This is a genomic window from Tropicimonas sp. IMCC6043 (assembly GCF_004146235.1).
In the GTDB taxonomy this organism is placed as follows: Bacteria; Pseudomonadota; Alphaproteobacteria; order Rhodobacterales; family Rhodobacteraceae; genus Tropicimonas.
The window spans coordinates 1-259 of the sequence record NZ_SELO01000225.1 but is presented as its reverse complement, the minus strand read 5'-3'; the positions used below and the strand labels follow the sequence as shown (position 1 = coordinate 259).

Annotated in this window: 1 protein-coding gene; it reads left to right on the top strand. The window is 53.3% G+C overall.

The window, feature by feature from the left end:
* Window positions 1–185 (top strand): hypothetical protein (locus EU800_RS27440; protein WP_207210038.1); only part of this gene is annotated, 185 nt, incomplete at its 5' end.
* Between the last annotated feature and the right edge of the window lie 74 nt (window positions 186–259).

Genomic DNA, 259 nt, shown 5'->3' with positions numbered 1-259 from the left:
CGTCCGACAAGGGCCCCGTCCGGGGCATCGGCTGTTCACCCAAGGCGTTTCCGTTCGAAAAACGTTGTCATGGCGTGGTGCAGGCGGCACCATGGCCCTCAACGAAGCCCAACTTGGGAAAGACCGGCTCAAGCCGAACTTGGCTCGCTAAAACAGATCAACCTGAAAATCCCCAAAACAGCTAAAATGACGTTGTTTCCCGTTTTGGCTCGGGACCTGCTACATTGCCTCACTGAATGAATCTTGTTTTGACATTGAA